The following is a 14164-nucleotide window of genomic DNA, read 5'->3' on the forward strand; positions in this document are numbered from 1 at the left end:
GGGATGACGTCGATGGCGGGCGGAGGGTGTGGCGAGCGGGGCGGGCGGTGTGTCGGTACGTTCAAGGGCATGTCTCTGCGGTGTTCCACGGTGCGATGACGGCGGCGGGTCGCCGGGAGGCGCGGGCGTTGCTGGCGCGGGCGGGCGAGGTGCAGGCCGATGCCGAAGCCGTCGCCGAGATCCTGGGCTCCGGCCGCGCGGAGGTCGTCGCGGCGTACGAGATCGCGCGGGAACCCCAGGTGTGGACCGCGATCGGGAAGATGTCGATCGAGACGGTCAAGGACACCGTGGACGGCCGGGCCAAGCTCGACGAGCTGCCCGCGCACGGCATCTGCTCGGTCGCCGACGTGCTGCGGGCCGGGCCGGAGCGGCTGGTCGCCGTGCCCGGCATCGGCGAGGGCACGGCACGCAAGACCATCCACGCGGCCGAGCAGCTCAAGCGGGCCGCGCGGGACTCGCTGCAGTTCCGGATCGAGTTCGACCCGAAGAACGCGGACATGACCCGGCTGCTGCGGGCCCTCGCGCACTGGGGCGGGGTGTGGCACGCGGCCGGGGCGCACGAGGCCGACGCCGGCCGGCTCGCCGAGGAGCTCGCCAGGCAGCGGCCGCTCGCCGCGCCGGCCGGGGCCGGGCCGCTGCGCCGGTTGTTCCTGCGGGCCGCGGACAAGGCCGCCGCCGATGAGGCATTGCAACGGATCCGCACGATGGTGGACACCGCCGAGGCCGACGGGCTGCCGCGGGGCGCCCAGGAGGCACGCGCGGTGCGGACCCCGGGCGACAGGAAACTCTGGCGCGACTTCGAGCAGCACTCGGCGGACTACTACGGTCTGCTCAGCCAGGTCGTCGGTCTCGGCGGCGACGTCGCGGCGAGCGAAGGGTATCTGCCCGCCGACATCGTCAACCGGGTCGGCGCGCAGCAGCTGGACACGTCCCGGCTCAGCGACAACCTCCGGCTGCGCGGCTACCAGTCCTTCGGTGCCCGCTTCGCCCTGGTGCAGCGGCGGGTCGTGCTCGGCGACGAGATGGGCCTCGGCAAGACGGTGCAGGCCATCGCGACGATCGCGCACCTGTCCGCGCGGGGCGCCACCCATTTCCTCGTCGTCTGCCCGGCCAGCGTGCTGATCAACTGGGGCCGGGAGATCGCCCGGCACTCGACGGTCCCGGTCATCACCCTGCACGGCAACGGCCGGGCCCGGGCCGCGGCCCGGTGGCGGGACCTCGGCGGAGTCGGGGTGGTCACGTTCGGCTCGCTCGGCGCGCTGAAGCTCCCACCGCCGAGGCCCGCGCTGCTGGTCGTCGACGAGGCGCACTACGTGAAGAACCCCGACGCCAAGCGGTCGCAGGCGGTCAACCGGATCGCGGCGGAGTCCGACCGGGTGCTGTTCCTGACCGGCACGCCGATGGAGAACCGCATCGACGAGTTCCGGGCCCTGATCGAGCACCTGCGGCCGGAGGTCGCCGCCGACATGGGGCCCGAGCACGCGGCGATCAGCGTCGAGGCGTTCCGTCGCGCGGCGGCACCGGTCTACCTGCGCCGCAACCAGCCCGACGTGCTCACCGAGCTGCCGGAGCTGGAGCAGGTCGACGAGTGGGAGGAGTTCGGCGCCGAGGACGGCCGCGCCTACCGGGCCGCGGTCCGCGAGGGCAACTTCATGGCCATGCGCCGGGCCGCGTTCGCCGTGCGCCGGCCGCACGACTCGGCGAAGCTGACCCGCCTGCTGGAACTGTCGCACGAGGCCCTCGCCGCCAAGCGCAAGGTCGTGGTCTTCTCCTACTTCCGCGACGTCCTCGCGGTTGTCGGCGCCGCGTTGGGTACCGATGCCCGAGGGCCGATCACCGGCTCGACCCCGGTCGCCGAGCGCCAGCGCATCGTGGACGAGTTCACCGCCGCGACGAAGCCCGCGGTGCTGGTGTGCCAGATCGAGGCCGCCGGGGTCGGCGTGAACATCCAGGCCGCCTCGGTGGTGATCCTGTGCGAGCCGCAGGTCAAGCCGTCCATCGAGGCCCAGGCCATCGCCCGCGCCCACCGCATGGGCCAGGTCCGCACCGTCCAGGTGCACCGCCTGCTCATCGCCGACTCGGTCGACGAGCGGATGATCGAGATCCTCGGCTCGAAGGCGCAGCTGTTCGACGCGTACGTGCGGCACAGCACCATCGCGCAGGCCGCCCCGGGCGCCGTGGACATCTCCGAGGTGCAGCTGGCCCGCATGATCGTGGCGGAGGAGCAGCAACGCCTGTCCGGCACCCCGGAGCCGCCCCGCCGCCTGGCCACCACCACGACCAGCCGCCCCCGCTGACCGCCTCAGTCGCGGGCCAGGGCGGAGACCTGCTGGTGGTTGATGGTGTGCACCAGCGGGTCGGCGTGCCGGTGCAGCAGGGTCCACTCGCCGTCCTGCCTGCGGAAGACCAGGGTGACCCGCAGCGACCAGTCCTGCTCCGGCAGGCCGCCGACCACGCCGTGCTGCCGTTCGATCGCCACGATCACCGCCAGGTCGCCCGAGCGGTCCGCCCGCACGACCTCCAGCTCGGCCTCGCCGCCCTGGAACCAGCGGGCCGTCGCGTCGAGGGACGCGTCGGAGTGGTCGAAGCCGTGCCGGACGTCGCCGTACGGCGGCAGGAGCGTGTAGTCCCCGGCGTGCGGCAGGAGCGCGATGTAGGTGCGGATGTCGCCGCGGATGAAGGCCGACGCGGCCTCGGCCGTGCGCCGCACCAGCGCCGCGAGCTCCTCGTCGCTGTGGTCTGTCACCGTCATGCCCCGGTACCACGCAGCGCGGGCCCCGGACGTTCAGTCGTCGAGGAGCCAGTCGATGACCTCGGTGGCGGTGCCCGGCTGGTCGGCGTCGCACGCCGCCGACCGGATGTCGATCTCCTGGGCCTTCGCCTCGGCACGGGCCCGGGCGTCGCGGTCGAGGAACGCCGTGTGGTCCGGGGCCAGCAGCATCAGCAGGGTGTCGTCACTCCAGTCGGCGGTGACGGTCACGATCCCGTGGTCGCCGGCCGCCATGAACGCGGTCAGCCCGCGCAGCACGGTGCAGGACCAGATCAGCGACGGCAGCCGGAAGTCGACCCGGGTGGTGAGGTCGACGGCGAGCGACCCGGTGGCCTCGTCGAACCGGAACAGCAGCTCGTCTTCGTCCAGCTCACGGAACACGGCCGCGGCGTCGCCGTCGATCCACCGGTCGCACTCGGCGATCGCGGCCGGCAGCTCGTCGCGGGAGCCCCACGCGCCGCCGGTGACACCGGCCCACTGCGGATGCGGCCACTGCGACGCGGGCAGGGCCGGCGCGCTCAGGTACGCCCGCAGCCGCGGCTTCGCGACGGACACCGCCGCCGTCAGGAACAGCGATTCAGACACCGGGCGACGATAGCCGCACGGCACCGGTCAGCGTGGTGCGAGGGCGGGTTCGCGGACGGTGGCGCGGCGGGCGGTGCGGTCCTCGACGCGGAAGCTGATCGCGGCGAGCGCGAGGCCGACGACGCCGAGGGCGACGCCGACCCAGGCCGGCGCCACGTAGCCCCAGCCGCGGGCGATGACGAGGCCGCCGAGCGCGGCGCCGAGGCTGTTGGCGATGTTCATCGCGGACTGGTTGACCGCGGCGCCCATCAGCTGGGCGGTCGGGGCGACGCTGATCAGGCGGGACTGCATCGCCGGGCCGAGGAAGAGGCCGCTGGCGCCGATCAGGAACGCGCCGGCGAACAGGCCGACGGCCGAGCCGGCGACCAGGGCGAAGACGACCATCGCGAGGATGAACACGGCGAAGCCGCCGAGGATGCTGCGGCGCAGGTCCCGGTCGGAGAAGTATCCGCCGGCGGCGTTGCCGACGGTCATGCCGAGGCCGACGGCGACGAGGACCCACGGCACGGCGCCGGTGGACAGGCCCGCGACGTGGGTGGTGACGGGTGCGATGTAGCTGTCGATGGCGAAGAACCCGGCGAAGCCCAGCGCCGCGACCGCGGCGACCAGCCACACCTGCGGCGCGCGGAACGCGGCGAGCTCGGCGCGCGGTGAGCCGTCCACCGCCGCGGCGACCGCCGGGACGGTGGCGAGGACCGCGAGGAGCGTCAGCAGGAACATGATGGCGATCACCATGTACGCGGTGCGCCAGCTCGCGGTCTGGCCGAGCCTGGTGATGGCGGGGACGCCGACGAGGTTGGCGGCGGTGAGGCCGCCGAGGACGACCGCGAAGCCCTTCGCCTGGTTGCCGGGGCCCATGATCGCGGCGGCGAGGAGACCGGCGGCGCCGAAGTAGGCGCCGTGGGGCAGCGCGGCGACGAACCGGGCGACCAGGACCAGCTCGAACGTCGGCGCGAGCGCGGAGGCCACGGTGCCCACGGTGAACAGGGCGAGCAGCCCGGCGACCAGCCGCTTGCGGGGCACCCGGGCGGTCAGCGCGGCGATCGTCGGTGCGCCGACCACGACGCCGAGCGCGTAGACGGTGATCATCCAGCCGCCGTGGGCGACGGCCTTGGCGCTGGAGCGCTCGTACAGCGACGGCAGCAGGTTGCGGGCGATGTCCGGCAGGAGCCCCATCGCGACGAACTCGGTGAGCCCGATGGCGAAGCCACCCAGGGCGAGCGCGAGCAGCGCCGTCCAGCGCCGGGACGCGGTGAGGTGGTCCATGCGGGCAGTTTAGCAACGCTGTTGCGTAATAGGATGTGGGGATGGACACGCCCGGCGCTCACCTGGAGCACCTGCGGGACTACAACGAGTCCCTCATCATCGCCCTCGCCCGGGCGAGGGCCGAGTTCGACCGCGCCGGCGTCGCCGAGGCGACCGGGCTGACCCCGCAGGCCGTGTCAAAGGTCCTCGGCCGCCTCGTCGAGCACGGCCTGGTCGAGATCTGCGGGGTCCGCCGGCAGGGCGTCGGCAAGCCGGCCAGCATCTACCGCCTCGTCCCCGGCAGCCGGCACGCCGTCGGCATCCACGTGGCCCGCCGGACGCTGCGCACCGTCCTGACCGACCTGGCCGGCACCGTGCTGTCCTCGAAGGTCACGCCGCTGCCGCCGGACTTCACCCCCGGGCTGCTGCTCGACGCCATCCGGGGCGGTGTCCGGGACGCGGGGGGCGCTCCGGTCGGCGTCGGCATCGGGATGGTCGGCCCACTGGATCACGCCGCCGGGATCGTCCGCGACGCGCACCGGCTGCGGCACTGGCACGACGTGCCCCTGCGTCAGCTCGCGCAGGAGGCCCTTTCCCTGCCCGTACACCTGGACAAGGACGTCACGGCGGGCGTGACCGCGGAGGCCTGGCGGCGCGGACCCACCTTCCGTGACGGCGCCCTCATCATGGTCGAGTCCGGCATCGGTGCGGGCCTCTGGCTCGGCGGCGCCGCATACCGGGGCGCCCACACCAACGCCGGCGAGTTCGGGCACACGGTCCTGCAGCTGGACGGCCCGCGGTGCGTCTGCGGCCGGTCCGGCTGCCTGGAGATCCTGCACGACACCGCAGTCGCGGACGGGCAGATCGGCGCCGCCGCCCAGGTGCTCGCCACCGGCATCGTCAACCTGTTGCAGACCACCGACGTCAACCACGTGGTCCTCGCCGGCGCCGATCTGTTGCGGTTTTCCGAGGTGTACGCCGCCACGACCCGAGCCACGATCCCCCGATCGCACTGGCTGGACGTGTCGGTCACCCTCGCCGACCTCGGCGCCGACGTGATCGCGGCCGGTGCGGCGATGCAGGTGCTGGACGCCGCGTACGGCATCCCTTCAAAAATGGGTGTTCGTTCATTATTGTGAGCGGTGTGATCGACCGCAGCAGCCGCACCGCCGAGCACGTCGCGCTGTTCCGCGCCCTGGAGACCGTCCGCCCCGGCGGTGGGTTGTTCCAGGACCCGCCCGCCCGGCGCCTGCTCCCGCGGCGGCACCGCACCGTCGTCGCCCTGTCCCGGCTGCCGGGGGTGCACGGCGCGCTGGTGCGATACATCGACCGGCGCTGGTCCGGCGGCCCGCGCGCCTCCGCGGTCGTGCGGACCAGGCTGATCGACGGGTGGCTCGCCGCCGGCCAGGTGGTGCTGCTCGGTGCCGGCTTCGACAGCCGCGCCCACCGCACGACCCCGACCGGCGGCGGCGCGGTGTTCTTCGAGATCGATCACCCGGCGACGCAGGCGACCAAGCGGCGGCGGCTCGGCCGTGACGCCCGGCCCGGCGTGGTGTTCGCGCCCGCCGACCTCACCGTCGACGACCTCGGCGCGGTGCTGCGCGCGGCCGGCTTCGACCCCGCGCTGCGCACCGCCGTGATCTGGGAGGGCGTCACCAACTACCTGGACGCTGCCTCCGTCGACGCGACGCTGCGCACCCTGGCGGCGCTGTGCCCGCCGGGCAGCACCGTCATCTTCACCTACGTCGACCGCGGCGTCCTGGACGGCACCGCCACGTTCGACGGCGCCGCCGAATGGCACGCCGCCGTGCGCCGCGAGGGCGAGCCATGGACGTTCGGCCTCGACCCCGCCGACGTGCCCGCCTACCTGCGCGAGCGGGGCCTGGACCTGGCCGAGGACCTGTCGACCCGGACCGCGGCGCGGCGCCTGCTGCCCGAGTCCCGCCGCACCGAGCCGACCGCCGAGTTCTACCGCGTCGCCCGCGCCGTGGTCCCCGCCGGGCCGGCCGCCTGATGCCGAAGGTCGACGACGCCCACCTCGCCGCGCGGCGGCGGCAGATCCTCGATGCGGCCGCCGCCTGCTTCGCCCGTGAAGGGTTCCACCGCACGTCGGTGCAGGACATCGTGCGCGAGTCGGGCGTCAGCGCCGGCCTCGTCTACCGGTACTTCACCGGCAAGGACGACATGATCGCCGCCATCGTCGCCGAGCGGCACGAGCAGCGCGAACGGCGGCTGCGCGAGGATCCGGTCGTGGCGTACGCGGACCTGCTGCGCGGCCTCGGCGACCCGGCCGGCCGCGACGGCCTGCGGCTCGCGCTGCAGGTCTGGGCCGAGACGGTGCGCTCGGCGCCGATCCGCGACCTGGTCCGCTCCGGCGTGGACCGCCCCGCCCGGCACGCCGCGGACCTCCTCGCCGGCGCCGCGCTGCCCCCGGGCGTCGACGTGGACGCCGTCATCAGGATCTTCATCGCCGTGTACCAGGGGCTGCTGCTGCAGACCGTCCTCGACGACACCCTCGACCACGAGCGGCTCGCCACCGCCGCCGAGCACCTGCTGCGCGCCGCGCTTCAGCCCGCCGGCCTGACAGCGCCATAGCCGCTGCACGGGCAGCGCGCGGCGGGCCGTGGATGGCAGGATCGGGCGATGCGGGTGCTCTTCGACGGCGCGGCTCCGGTCGACTACGGCCAGATCTATGTGACGAGTCGTGAGCTGCCGGACATGCCCGGGGCGTTCGCCGGGCAGGTGAACGGCCTCTGCGGGGCCGGTGCGCCCGGTGCCCTGTTCCTGATGACGGGCACGCACTACGGGCGGGTCCGGTGGACGGTCGAGCTGCACGACGCCGAGCCACCGCCCGCCGGGCCGCAGTGGCAGGACGTGGTGGAGGTGTCGTTCGTGCCGAGGACCGCCGCCGTCGACCTGGTCCCGTGGGGCGACGGGCCGCTCGCCCGGCTGCCGCTGCTCCCCGACGGGCACGACACCGGCGCGCTGCCCGTGTTCCGGGTGCGGTACTGCGCCGCCGGCATGGACGAGGGACGGGACCCGTACGGCGGCCACCACCCGGACGGGCTCGACGAGGACGACCACAGCTACCTGGACGACCGGCCGGACCGCTACCTGCTGTGCTTCTGGCCGATCGGCGCCGCGGACCCGGCCGGCCGCGCCGACGCGATCCTGCGGCAGACCAGCGGCGCCGCCGCCCATCGGCACGGCTGGGCCGCGGCGCTGCCCGTACCGCCGCCGCTGTGGGAACAGGTCGAGGCCGAGATGCGGCGGCGGCTGGAGCGCGAACGCCGCGACGAGGAGCACCGGCGGCGGGACGAGGAGCGGCGCTGGGGCGGGCGGGCGCCGTCGGAGCGGCTGCGGCGGGTGCGTGGCAACGTGCACGGCATCGCGCTGATGGACCGGGACCTCGTCGACGGGATCGCGGCGGCCGACGACGCCACGCAGCGGCGGATCGCGGTCTGGGCGGCGCGGCAGGCGTTCACGGTCGCCGGCGTCGCGGACCTCGACTGGATGGCGCCGGCCTGGGCGGCGCTGGACCGCGGCGAGCCGCTCCCGGCCGAGTTCACCGACATGATGGCGCTGCTGGCACGGATCGGGGGCAAGCGGGCGGTCAGGTATTCCATCAGCGCGCTGCGCCCGGCGGGCCGCCGCCGCGGGACCGGATTGCTCGGCACCGGCCTCGGCGCCCAGGTGGACCCGGTGGCGATGGCGCTGCCGGCGCTGACGGCGGCCGCGGCACCGGATCCCCTGCAGGCGGCGCTGGAGGCGGTCTGGGCGGCGGCCACCGCCCACGGCTCCCGGCACGCAGCGTTGCTCGCCGAGGTACGCCGCGTCTTCCCGCTCGTCGATCGCCGGGAGGCGTGAACGGCGCGTTGGTTGCCTGCTCATCGCCCGTGGCAGAATCTGCCGGGTGCAGATCGGGATGCTCGGGTCGTTCGAGGTTCGCACGGACGACGGCACCCCCGCCGACGTGCCGGGCGCCCGGCTGCGCGGGCTGCTGATCGCGCTCGCGCTCGAGCCCGGCCGCGTGGTGCCGAAGGCGACGCTCGTCGACTGGATCTGGGGCGAGCACCCGCCCGCCGACGCGACGAACGCCTTGCACCGCCTGGTTTCCCGGCTGCGCAAGGCACTGCCGGAAGGATCGATCGAGGGGCACACGGACGGCTACCGGCTGACGGTGGAGCCCGACGCGGTCGACGCCGTGCGGTTCGAGCGGCTCGTCACCGCGGGCCAGGTCCGCGACGACGACAACGCCCGGCGGGTGCGGCTGCTGCGCGAGGCCCTCGCACTGTGGCGTGGTGCCGCCATGCAGGACGCCGGGCTGCCGGAGAGCGCCGCGTTCAACGCGGCGGTCACCCGGCTCGAAGGGCTGCGCCTGCGCGCCCTGGAGGACCGGTTCGACGCGGAGGTCACCGCCGGGCACGGTGCGCAGCTGGTCACCGAGCTGACCGACCTGGTCGCCGCCCATCCGGTGCGGGAGCGGCTCGTCGCCGCGCTGATGCGTGCGCTCGTCGCCGCCGGCCGTGACACGGACGCGCTGCTGGCCTACGAGCGCACGAAGGAGGCCCTCGCCGACGCGCTGGGCGTCGACCCCTCGCCGGAGCTGTCCGCGTTGCACGTCGCGCTGCTGCGGGGCGAGCTCGGCGGCCGGCGGGAGGAGCACCGCAAGACCAACCTGCGGGCCGAGCTGACCAGCTTCGTCGGCAAGGACGCCGACGTCGCCGTGGTCCGCGAGCTCGTCGCCGACCACCGGCTGACGACCCTCATCGGACCCGGCGGCTCCGGCAAGACCAGGCTGGCCACGGAGACCGCGCGGACGCTGCTCGACGACCTGCCCGACGGGGTCTGGCTGGTGGAGCTCGCCGCCATCGGCGCCGACGGTGACGTGGCGCAGGCGACGCTCGCCGGGCTCGGCCTGCGCGACACGCTGCTCGGCGGGTCTCCGAACGCGGAACCGGCGGATCGGCTCATCGCCGCGGTCCGCGACCGGGAGGCGCTGCTGATCCTGGACAACTGCGAGCACGTGATCGAGGCGGCGGCGGCACTCGCGCACCGGGTGCTCGGGGAGTGCCGGCGGCTGCGGATCCTGGCCACGAGCAGGGAGCCGCTCGGCATCACCGGCGAGGCGATGTGGCTGGTCGAGCCCCTGGCCCTGCCGGAGCAGGACGTCGGCGCCGCCGAGATCGAGTCCTCACCGGCCGTGCAACTGCTGCGGGACCGGGCCGGCGCGGTGCGCAAGGACCTCACGGTCGACGCGCACGCGTTGCCGACGATGCTGCGCGTGTGCCGGGCGCTGGACGGGATGCCCCTCGCGATCGAGCTGGCCGCGGCCCGGTTGCGCACCATGTCGCTCGAACAGCTCGCCCACCGGCTCGACGACCGGTTCCGCCTGCTCACCGGCGGGAGCCGGACCGCGCTGCCGCGGCACAAGACGCTGCGGGCCGTGGTCGACTGGAGCTGGGAGCTGCTCAGCGACGCCGAGCGGATGGTCCTGCGCAGGCTCTCGGTGTTCTCCAACGGGGCGAGCCTGGAAGCGGCGGAGCGGGTCTGCGCCGGCGACGCGGTCGAGCCGGACGAGGTGCTCGAGCTGCTCACCTCGCTGACCGAGAAGTCGCTGCTGCGCACCGAGGGCGACGGCGCCCCGCGGTACCGGATGCTCGGCACGATCAAGGAGTACGCGGGACACCGGCTCGCCGAGGCGGGCGAGACGGAACTGGCGCGCCAGGCGCACCTCGCGTACTTCACCGACCTCACCGAGACGGCCGAGCCTCAGTTGCGCCGCGCCGAGCAGCTGCGGTGGCTCGCCACGCTCGGCGCCGAGCACGACAACATCGGCGCCGCGATGCGGGGTGCGCTCGCCGCCGGCGAGGCGCAGGCGGCGATGCGGCTCGCGGCGTCCGCCGGCTGGTACTGGTGGCTCGGCGGGCACAAGGCCGAAGGCATCGAGCTGATCACCGCGGCCACGTCGACGCCGGGCGAGGTGCTCGATGAGATCCGCGGCATGGTGTACGCCCTCGTCGTGCTGTTCGAGAGCTCCGGCCGCGGCGACGAGCGCCAGGTGGAGGACTGGATCCACAAGGCGTACCGGCTCGGCGCGCCCGGCCGGCGCCGCTACCCGCTGGTGGAGCTGGTCGCGCCGCTGGAGCGCATACTGCGGGCGCCGCAGGAGTTCCAGCCGGCGTGGGAGCCGCTGCTGGACAGCGAGGATCCGTGGGTCCGCGCGCTGGCCCGGTTCCACCTCGGCAAGATGCGGATCGCGTTCGGACAGGACGGGCTGGAGGCGGACCGGTATCTGGAGTCGTCGCTCGCCGAGTTCCGGGCGCTCGGCGAGCGGTTCGGCATGTCGCTGGCGCTGACCGAGCTGGCCGAACGCATCGTCGGCCGCGGCGAGCTCGCCAGCGCCTGCGAGCACTACGAGCAGGCGATCGTGGTCCTCACCGAGGTCGGCGCCGTCGAGGACGTCATCCGGGCGCGGTCGCGGCAGGCCCAGCTGTACTGGCTGCTCGGCGACCCGGAGCGCAGCGCGGCCGCCATCGCGGAGGCGCAACGGTACGCGGACCGGGTCACCTGGCCGGACGCGCTGTTCGAGCTGGCACTGGCGAAGGCGGAGCTGGCCCGCTGGGCCGGCGACACCGCCGAGGCCCGCCGCCAGGTCGGCGTCGCGGCCACCGTCCTCGGCGACGGCGCGGACCTGCCCTACATCCGCGCCGTCACACAGGACCTGCTGGGCTACCTCGCCGACGACCTCGGTGAGGCCCGCGCGCACCGGGCGGCGGCCTGCGAGGCGGCGGGCCAGACGGGCCACGCGGCCGGGCTCGCGCAGATCCTCATCGGCGTCGCGGACCTGGCCCTGCGATGCGAGCAGCCCGAGCAGGCCGCGCGGCTGCTCGCGGCGAGCACCGCCGTGCGCGGGCTGCAGGACCGTTCCCACTGGGACGCGGCCCGCATCGAGCGGGCAGCGCGAAGCCGCCTCGGCGACGAGCGGTTCGCCGAGGCGGCTGCCGAAGGAACCCGGGCGAGCTGGTCTCAGCTGGTCGCGGACACGCTCGCGGTGCGCTGAACGATGATGTCGCCGTGCCGCGTGCGGGCGTGGACCTTGACGTCGGGGTTCGCCTGCGACGCGACGGAGTTGCGCACCGACCCCCGCTTGCTGTCGGCGTCGACCCGGGCGGTGCTGCCCTCGCCGATGCCCACCTCGATGTTGCCGGCGTGGTTCAGCAGCTCCGCCTGGCCCCGGGTCAGCCGTCCGATCCGGATGGCGCCGTCGCCGGTCTTGGCGGTGACGCTGCCGTCGGCGCGGTCGATGTCGAACCCGCCGCTGCCGCTGCTGAGATCGAGGTCCGCCGAGGCGTGACCGATCCAGAGCTGCCCGCCCGACGTCGAGAGCCCGACGGCACCCTCGACCTCGGCGATCCGCGCCGCGACCGTGCTGCCCTCGATGCGGGCGTGCCCGGCGATGTGCCCGACCGCGACCTCACCGGCCGCGATGTTCGCCTGCAGCGCGTCGATGCGGTCGAGCCGGACGCGGCCCTTCGCCATGTGCAGCTCGCACTCGCCGAACGAGCCGTCGGCCTGGACGGTCGAGTGCGCCAGGTATGCGACCAGGCTGGACCCGGCGGGCAGCTCGATCGTGACGGCGACCGAGCCGTCCTTGTCGCCCGACACGGTTGTCTTGACCGACAGCCGGCCGCCGGCGAAGTCGACCTTCGTCCCGCCGGCGACCTTGACGTCGACCTGGTTGGCCTTGTCGATGGGTTCGACCAGCACGACGGTGTCGGCCCGGTCGCTGGCGGTGACGTGTACCCGGGCTCCGGCGACCTGCACGGTGGCGGCGATGGGTCCGGGTGTGGCGAAGGTGGTCATGTCAGGCTCGCTTCTTGAAGGTGGAGGACGCCCACAGGTAGCCGGCGAGGGCGATGACCGCGCACCAGGCGATGGCGGGGATGACGTCAGCGGTCTGCGGTGTGCCGTTGAGGAGTCCGCGGAGGGTTTCGATGATCGGGGTGAACGGCTGGTACTCGGCGAACTGCCGCACGCCGGGGCCCATTTTGTCGGCGGGGACGATGGCGCTGCTGAAGAACGGCAGCATGATCAGCGGTACCGCGGCCATCCCGGCGGTCTCCGGGGACTTGGCGGCCAGGCCCAGGGCGACGGTGAGCCATGCGGCGGCGACGCCGAGCAGCACGATCATGCCGGCCACGCCGAGCCAGTCCAGCAGCCCCGCGTTGGGGCTGAACCCGAGCAGGAACGCCACCCCGATCAGCGCCGCGATGGCGATCAGGTTGGTCAGGACGCTGGCCACGACGTGCCCGGACAGCACCGCGTTGCGGGACACGTCCATGACCTTGAACCGGTTGATGATGCCCTTGGTCATGTCGGAGTTCACGGCGGTGGCGGTGGCGCCGAGGCCGTAGCAGACCGCCAGGAGCATCAGCCCCGGGGTGGCGTAGTCGATGTAGTCCACGCCGACGCTGAACGCGTCACCGAAGACGTACACGAACATCAGCATCATCACGATCGGCATCAGCACTGCGTTGAACACCGAGGTCGGGTTGCGGGTGATGTGCTTGAAGTCGCGGCGCAGCATGACCAGCGACTGGGACTTGGCGCTCATTTTGCAACAACCTCCGAGGAGTGGCCGGTCAGGGCGAGGAAGACGTCATCAAGGTCAGGGGTGTGCACGGAGAACTCCTCCGCGGACAGGGCATGCTCGTCGAGACGGTCCAGCAGCGCCCGCAACGACGTGGTCCCGGCGTCGCTGGGCACCCGCAGGGCCAGGGCGTCCTCGTCACGGGCACCGCCGGCGAAGACCCGCGCTGCGGCGTCGAGCTCGTCGATGGTGGTGAACCGGAACCTGACGTGCGTGCCCGGGATCTGCCGCTTCAACTCATCCGGGGTGCCCTGCGCGACCAGGCGCCCCTGGTCCAGGACCGCGATGCGGGCGGCGAGCTGATCGGCTTCCTCGAGGTACTGGGTGGTGAGGAAGATCGTGACGCCGTCGGCGACCAGGTCCCGGATGATCGACCACATCGTGCGGCGGCTGCGCGGGTCCAACCCGGTCGTCGGCTCGTCCAGGAAGATGACCCGGGGGTTCCCGACCAGGGTCATGGCCAGGTCGAGCTTGCGGCGCATCCCACCGGAGTACGTCGACGCGGGCTTGCCCGCCGCCTCCACCAGATCGAACCGCTCCAGCAGCTCACCCACCCGACCCGCCCGCGACGGCGACCGGTGCAGATCGACCATCAGCTGCAGGTTCTCCTGCCCGGTCAGCAGTTCGTCGACCGCCGCGAACTGGCCGGTCACCCCGATCGCCGCCCGCACCGCCCTCGCCTGCGCGCCGACGTCATACCCGGCGACACGCACCGACCCGCCGTCGGCCTGCATCAACGTGGTCAGCACGTTCACCGTCGTGGTCTTGCCCGCCCCGTTCGGGCCAAGCAGCGAGAACACCGTCCCCGCAGCAACCTGAAGGTCGATGCCGTCGAGCACGACCTTGTCCTTGAAGGCCTTCCGCAGCCCCGAAACCTCAATCGCTGAACTTGTCATGTGATGAAGATCGAG

Annotated in this window: 12 protein-coding genes; 6 read left to right on the forward strand and 6 right to left on the reverse strand. The window is 73.7% G+C overall.

Annotated elements, in window-relative coordinates; translation table 11 throughout:
- Positions 1-95 precede the first annotated feature (95 nt).
- Positions 96-2297 (forward strand): DEAD/DEAH box helicase, encoded by a 2202-nt coding sequence (locus OHA72_RS58990; protein ID WP_327004828.1) that lies wholly within the window; start codon positions 96-98, stop codon positions 2295-2297.
- 5 nt (positions 2298-2302) lie between these two features.
- On the opposite strand, the gene OHA72_RS58995 is transcribed toward OHA72_RS58990, so the two are convergent.
- Genes OHA72_RS58995 through OHA72_RS59005 form a run of 3 tightly spaced genes read right to left on the reverse strand, consistent with a single transcriptional unit; the run spans position 2303 to position 4621 of the window.
- The gene (locus OHA72_RS58995; RefSeq protein WP_327004829.1) at positions 2303-2752 is read right to left on the reverse strand and encodes a YybH family protein; all 450 of its coding nucleotides are present in this window, start codon (positions 2750-2752) and stop codon (positions 2303-2305) included.
- Between the two features lie 33 nt (positions 2753-2785).
- Positions 2786-3355 carry a hypothetical protein gene (locus OHA72_RS59000; protein ID WP_327004830.1) on the reverse strand — a complete coding sequence of 190 codons (570 nt, stop codon included), beginning with the start codon at positions 3353-3355 and terminating at the stop codon, positions 2786-2788.
- Positions 3356-3382: 27 nt separating this feature from the next.
- Positions 3383-4621 (reverse strand): MFS transporter, encoded by a 1239-nt coding sequence (locus OHA72_RS59005; protein WP_327004831.1) that lies wholly within the window; start codon positions 4619-4621, stop codon positions 3383-3385.
- 41 nt (positions 4622-4662) lie between these two features.
- Between OHA72_RS59005 and OHA72_RS59010 the strand changes: the two genes are divergently transcribed.
- The 5 genes from OHA72_RS59010 to OHA72_RS59030 are packed head-to-tail and all read left to right on the forward strand — an operon-like array spanning position 4663 to position 11663.
- A complete protein-coding gene (locus OHA72_RS59010) occupies positions 4663-5739 on the forward strand; it encodes an ROK family transcriptional regulator (protein ID WP_327004832.1) in 1077 nt (358 codons plus the stop codon).
- Positions 5740-5744: 5 nt separating this feature from the next.
- A complete protein-coding gene (locus OHA72_RS59015) occupies positions 5745-6614 on the forward strand; it encodes a class I SAM-dependent methyltransferase (RefSeq protein WP_327004833.1) in 870 nt (289 codons plus the stop codon).
- Positions 6614-7195: a TetR/AcrR family transcriptional regulator gene (locus tag OHA72_RS59020; protein ID WP_327004834.1), complete on the forward strand. Its 582-nt coding sequence runs from the start codon at positions 6614-6616 to the stop codon at positions 7193-7195. The genes OHA72_RS59015 and OHA72_RS59020 overlap by 1 nt, the downstream gene beginning before the upstream one ends.
- Positions 7196-7243: 48 nt before the next feature.
- Positions 7244-8467 carry a hypothetical protein gene (locus OHA72_RS59025; protein ID WP_327004835.1) on the forward strand — a complete coding sequence of 408 codons (1224 nt, stop codon included), beginning with the start codon at positions 7244-7246 and terminating at the stop codon, positions 8465-8467.
- 46 nt (positions 8468-8513) lie between these two features.
- Positions 8514-11663 (forward strand): ATP-binding protein, encoded by a 3150-nt coding sequence (locus tag OHA72_RS59030; RefSeq protein WP_327004836.1) that lies wholly within the window; start codon positions 8514-8516, stop codon positions 11661-11663.
- Here OHA72_RS59030 and OHA72_RS59035 read toward each other — a convergent pair.
- Genes OHA72_RS59035 through OHA72_RS59045 form a run of 3 tightly spaced genes read right to left on the reverse strand, consistent with a single transcriptional unit; the run spans position 11630 to position 14149 of the window.
- Positions 11630-12466 carry a DUF4097 family beta strand repeat-containing protein gene (locus tag OHA72_RS59035; RefSeq protein WP_327004837.1) on the reverse strand — a complete coding sequence of 279 codons (837 nt, stop codon included), beginning with the start codon at positions 12464-12466 and terminating at the stop codon, positions 11630-11632. The two genes, OHA72_RS59030 and OHA72_RS59035, sit on opposite strands and share 34 nt — an antisense overlap.
- 1 nt (position 12467) lies before the next feature.
- A complete protein-coding gene (locus OHA72_RS59040) occupies positions 12468-13217 on the reverse strand; it encodes an ABC transporter permease (RefSeq protein ID WP_327004838.1) in 750 nt (249 codons plus the stop codon).
- Positions 13214-14149: an ATP-binding cassette domain-containing protein gene (locus tag OHA72_RS59045; RefSeq protein WP_327004839.1), complete on the reverse strand. Its 936-nt coding sequence runs from the start codon at positions 14147-14149 to the stop codon at positions 13214-13216. Before OHA72_RS59045 ends, OHA72_RS59040 begins: the two co-directional genes overlap by 4 nt.
- Between the last annotated feature and the right edge of the window lie 15 nt (positions 14150-14164).

Source organism: Dactylosporangium sp. NBC_01737, assembly GCF_035963215.1.
Classification (GTDB): Bacteria; Actinomycetota; Actinomycetes; order Mycobacteriales; family Micromonosporaceae; genus Dactylosporangium.